Source organism: Brevundimonas sp. GN22, assembly GCF_054824005.1.
This window is the reverse complement of the sequence record NZ_JSYD01000139.1, coordinates 1-4338: the sequence shown is the minus strand read 5'-3', so window position 1 is coordinate 4338 and position 4338 is coordinate 1. Positions and strand designations below refer to the sequence as shown.

4 protein-coding genes are annotated in these 4338 nt (G+C 61.6%); 1 reads left to right on the top strand and 3 read right to left on the bottom strand.

All coding sequences use genetic code 11. The features are described 5' to 3' along the window. From OB03_RS14300 to OB03_RS14290, 3 genes are all read right to left on the bottom strand, one after another. A partial coding sequence (locus OB03_RS14300; protein WP_461344609.1) for an aldehyde dehydrogenase family protein occupies positions 1–703 on the bottom strand: 703 nt, incomplete at its 3' end. 60 nt (positions 704–763) lie between these two features. Next, complete coding sequence (locus OB03_RS14295; protein WP_242915064.1) at positions 764–1378, bottom strand: response regulator transcription factor; 615 nt, start codon at positions 1376–1378, stop codon at positions 764–766. Then, positions 1375–2751: a two-component system sensor histidine kinase NtrB gene (locus OB03_RS14290; protein WP_461344608.1), complete on the bottom strand. Its 1377-nt coding sequence runs from the start codon at positions 2749–2751 to the stop codon at positions 1375–1377. Before OB03_RS14290 ends, OB03_RS14295 begins: the two co-directional genes overlap by 4 nt. Positions 2752–3285: 534 nt before the next feature. Here OB03_RS14290 and OB03_RS14285 point away from each other — a divergent pair. Then, the coding region (locus OB03_RS14285) for a HAMP domain-containing protein (RefSeq protein ID WP_461344607.1) at positions 3286–4338 on the top strand (1053 nt) is incomplete at its 3' end.

Below are 4338 nucleotides of genomic sequence, written 5' to 3'. Positions count from 1 at the left end.
CCTCGGTCGAGCCGGTGAAGCTGATCTTGCGTACGGTCTCGTTGCTGGTCAGCTCGCCGCCGATGGCGCTGGCCGAGCCGGTCAGAACGTTGAACAGGCCAGCCGGAAGGCCGGCTTCTTCGGCCAGTACCGCAAGCGCAAAGGCGCTGTACGGCGTCTGGGCAGCGGGCTTGAGAACGACAGCACAACCGGCAGCCAGCGCAGGGCCGACCTTGCGGGTGATCATGGCCGACGGGAAGTTCCAAGGCGTGATCGCGCCCACCACGCCGACCGGTTGGCGCAGGGTGACGATGCGCTTGCCATTGTCATGGGTGGGGATCACCTCGCCATAGGCGCGCTTACCCTCTTCGGCGAACCATTCGATGAAGGAGGCGGCATAGGCGATTTCACCGCGCGCTTCGGTGATGCTCTTGCCCTGTTCGGCGGTCAGCAGGCGGGCCAGCTCTTCCTGATTTTCGAGCATCAGGTTAAACCATTTGCGCAGGACCTTGGCGCGGTCCGCAGCGGTGCGCTTGGCCCAGTCCTTCATTGCCTTGTCGGCGGCTTCGATGGCGCGGCGCGTCTCGGCAGCACCCATGTTGGGAACAGTACCCAACACATCTGCGGTCGCAGGGTTGGTGACGGTGATCGTCTCGCCCCCGTCGGCGTCGACCCACTGGCCGTCAATGAAGGCCTGTTGTCGTAAAAGGCGATTCGCACTCATGACTCACTCCCTATCGTTGTGGAGTGAATTAGGGATATCGCCACTCTCTGTTCAAGAGGCTTAGGCGTCTTCGGTGCGTAAGAGCAGTCCGGTCTTGATCAGGTCCGACAGGCTGTCGGCCTGCATCTTCTGCATCACCTTGGCGCGGAAGACCTCGACGGTACGCGGACTGATATCCAGCGTCATGGCGATAGCCTTGTTCGACAGCCCTTCGATCAGCGCATCGAACACCTGCATTTCACGCGGGGTCAGACGCTCGAACTTTTCGCGCGCGGCGGCCGAAATGCGCTGTTGCTCGCCGACCTGCGTCAATCGCGACAGGCAGCCGCGCACGCTCTCGATAAGGCGGGCGGGATCGAACGGCTTCTCGATAAAGTCCACAACGCCCTGTTTCATCAGGCTAACGGCCAAGGGCACATCGGCGTGGGCGGTGATGACAAGGATCGGCCATGCCGCGCCATGTTCTTCACTCACACGGCGGACCACTTCGGAGCCGTCCACCTCGGGCATGCGCAGATCGGTTACGACGCAGGCTGTCTCGTCTTGCGGCATGGCGCGCAGAAAGTCAGCGCCACCGGCGAAGGCGCGGCATCGGATGCCCTGGCTTCGCAACAGGGTGACTAGGGAGTCGCGCATCCCTGCATCATCATCAATGATGAAGACTGATGGCGTCATTCTTCGGCTTCCTGTTTTGCAGTTGTGAGGTTGAACGAAAAACGTGCACCGCCCCAACGCGACACGCCGACGCGGAGGGTACCACCATGACTTTCAACAATGGTTCGGGTCACCGACAGCCCCAAGCCCATGCCGCCCGATTTTGTCGAGGTCATGGGCTGGAATACGCTGTCTACCTGATCGGGGGCAATACCGGGACCGCTGTCTTCGACGCCAATCTCGTAGGATCGGTCGGAAATAACCTTACCGGTGATCACGACGCTGGAGTTGTTCGGGCTGGCTTCGACGGCGTTGCGCACCAGATTGACGAGCGCCTGCTGGACCTGAATCCGGTCCATGCGGACGACATCGGGCATCTCGATCTCGGTGGAAATTACGATGTTCCGGTCTTGCCCGGTCAGGGTCAGGATCGGCAATACGTCATCGACGATCCGGCTGACGCGTTCTTTCTCCAACGCCCGCATCTCCATCGTCAGAAGCTCGCGCATGCGGCGGATGATCTGGCCGCCGCGCAGCATCTGCGCCTTGGCCAGATCGGTGGTGCGAAGAGCGCTTTCGCCCAGAGGGCCCGCCGCCTTCATATCTTCCTGCGCGGCGTGCAGATAGGCGGCGGCGGCTCCCAGCGGTTGGTTCAGTTCATGCGCCAGAGTGGCCGCCATCTCGCCCAGCGAGTTCAGACGCCACACCTTGTTAAGCTGTGAGTGAAGCTCGCGCGCTTGGGCATCGGCGGCATGGCGCGGCGTCAGGTCGACAAGACGGATCAGCGGCCCTTGCGGCGTGTGGTCCAGCCAGAGATCCACGGGGATGGGCGAGGATTGATCGGGGCGCATGGCGTGCCAGTTGGCGCGTCCGGATTCGACCTGCCCCGACGGGACCGAGGGCGCGGCCTGCTTCGCATAGTCAAACCCCGGAACCAGATCGCCAAAGCTTTGACCCACAGTAGCCGATTGGGGGATGCCGAAGATGTCGGCGCAGGCCTTGCTGGCGCGGGAGATCCGGCCTTGCTTGTCCAGAAGGACAACCGGTACCGCTGACAAGAGCGAGCGGAGGACTTCGTTCTCGGTCGTCTGGTGCAGGCCGAAGGCACCCAGAAGCGGGTTATTGTCGCGCTGGACCGCGAAGGCGACCACTGCCGTCACGATCGCTACCACGATCATCTCGGCCAGCGGAATATGGTGGGTCGCACAGAGCAGGATCAATCCAAGCCACAGCAATACCTGCGCGGCCAAGGTACAGCGCCATCCCGTCAACATGGACGACAGGGTCATGGCCAGAATCGGAAGCAGCAGATGCAGGCCATACGGCGGGTTGTTGTAGATCGCCAACAGCGAGGCGACCACACCGGCTAGCGCCAATACGACCTTGCCAATCACGACCGGTGAGACGGCCCCTGTGCTGGGGCGGGCGGGGTGTCGCGAGGGGGGCGCGTCGGGCGCTGGGGTTTGGGGGGAATCTGGCGCTGGCGACGGAATGGTCTCACACCCTGTAGGACGGCAGGAAATATCTTTGTTCCCTTGTGAGGGGAATAAAGCGCGTCAACAACCCCTGCAAAGCGGCCAATTAACGCATTCTCGGATATCGTGGTTATCACAAAAATCACCAAACGTGGCAATAAAATCCCGCGCAACTACAGTTCGGTAAGACATCTACCTTAGCCATATAGGGGATTGCCCGTACTCGGCGGTTTACCGAAACCTACGTTTGTACAGGCACATGGTCAAAAATCATTGCCGAGGATGTGAATGGCCCCCCCGATGCCCTGTGCGCTTCAGAACGAACCGCAGATTGCATTTTACCGCGCAGATGCAGTTCGCATCGCGCAAGGGGCTGCGCGTCTTCTGGCAAGCCGTGATGAAAACGGGTCGTTAACCCACGGCATCGCGGCAGATATCGGGGGAAGAGACTGAATGTTGGGCGCGCTCAATAATCTGAAGATTCAGCAGAAGCTGACCTTCGCGTTCGGTGGCATCATCGCTGCCATTCTGCTCATGGGTCTTGGCATCTATTTCGGCGTCAGCGGCGTCGAGAAGAACCGCCGCGAGGTCGAGCGTGTTAACGCCGCCGAGCAGGCCGCCGTTCAGGCCCAACTGCATATGTCGCGTCAGGATGCGGCTCTACGGGCCTATGTAATGTCGCGCATTCCCTCGGCGATTGATGCCGTGAGCGACCACCGCTCGCTCTTCAACAGGGCTCTGGACGAGTACAAGACCCTTGATCCGGCCTCGCAGGGTCAGGTCGAACAGGCCCGCGCAGGCGTGGAAACCTGGTTCGAAGCTGTGGCTGTGCGCGGTGTGGGTCTGGAGAACCTTGCCGATTACGACAGCAGCGGACTGCTGGCTCCGGTCGATGCCATTCTCCAGAAGCTGGTCGACGAGCGTCTGGCCGAAGCCAAGGCTCTGGCCGAGCGCCAACAGGCGCTGGCCAATATGATGCGTATCGTCATGGCCATCGGCTCGGTGCTGGCACTGGGCATGGCTGTGGCCTGCGGCGTTTGGCTGACCAACGGTGTGTCCAAGCCCCTGCGCGCGGTCGCTATCGCCACCCGCAAGCTCGTTAACGGCGACACCCAGGTCGATATTCCGGCTCTGGGCCGAACGGATGAAGTGGGCCAGATGGCCTCTGCCGTTGCGCACTTCAAACAGGCTTCGATCGAACAACAAGCGCTCAAAGCCCGCAACGAAGCGATGCAGCGCGAAGCCGAAGAGGCCCGCCTGCGCCGCGAAGCGGAAATGGAACAGAGCCGCAAGAACGACGAGTTGGTCGTTACCGCTCTGGCCGAAGGCCTCGAGGCCATGGCGCGCGGTGATCTGACGTGGCGCATTACGGCGGACTTCCCCCAGTCGGCCGTGACGCTCAAGACCGATTTCAACGCCGCCATCGAAAGTCTGGAACAGGCGGTTTCGCTAGTGAACGCCAACGTCTCGGTCATCCACATGGGTGCCGAGGAAATCAGCGCCGCC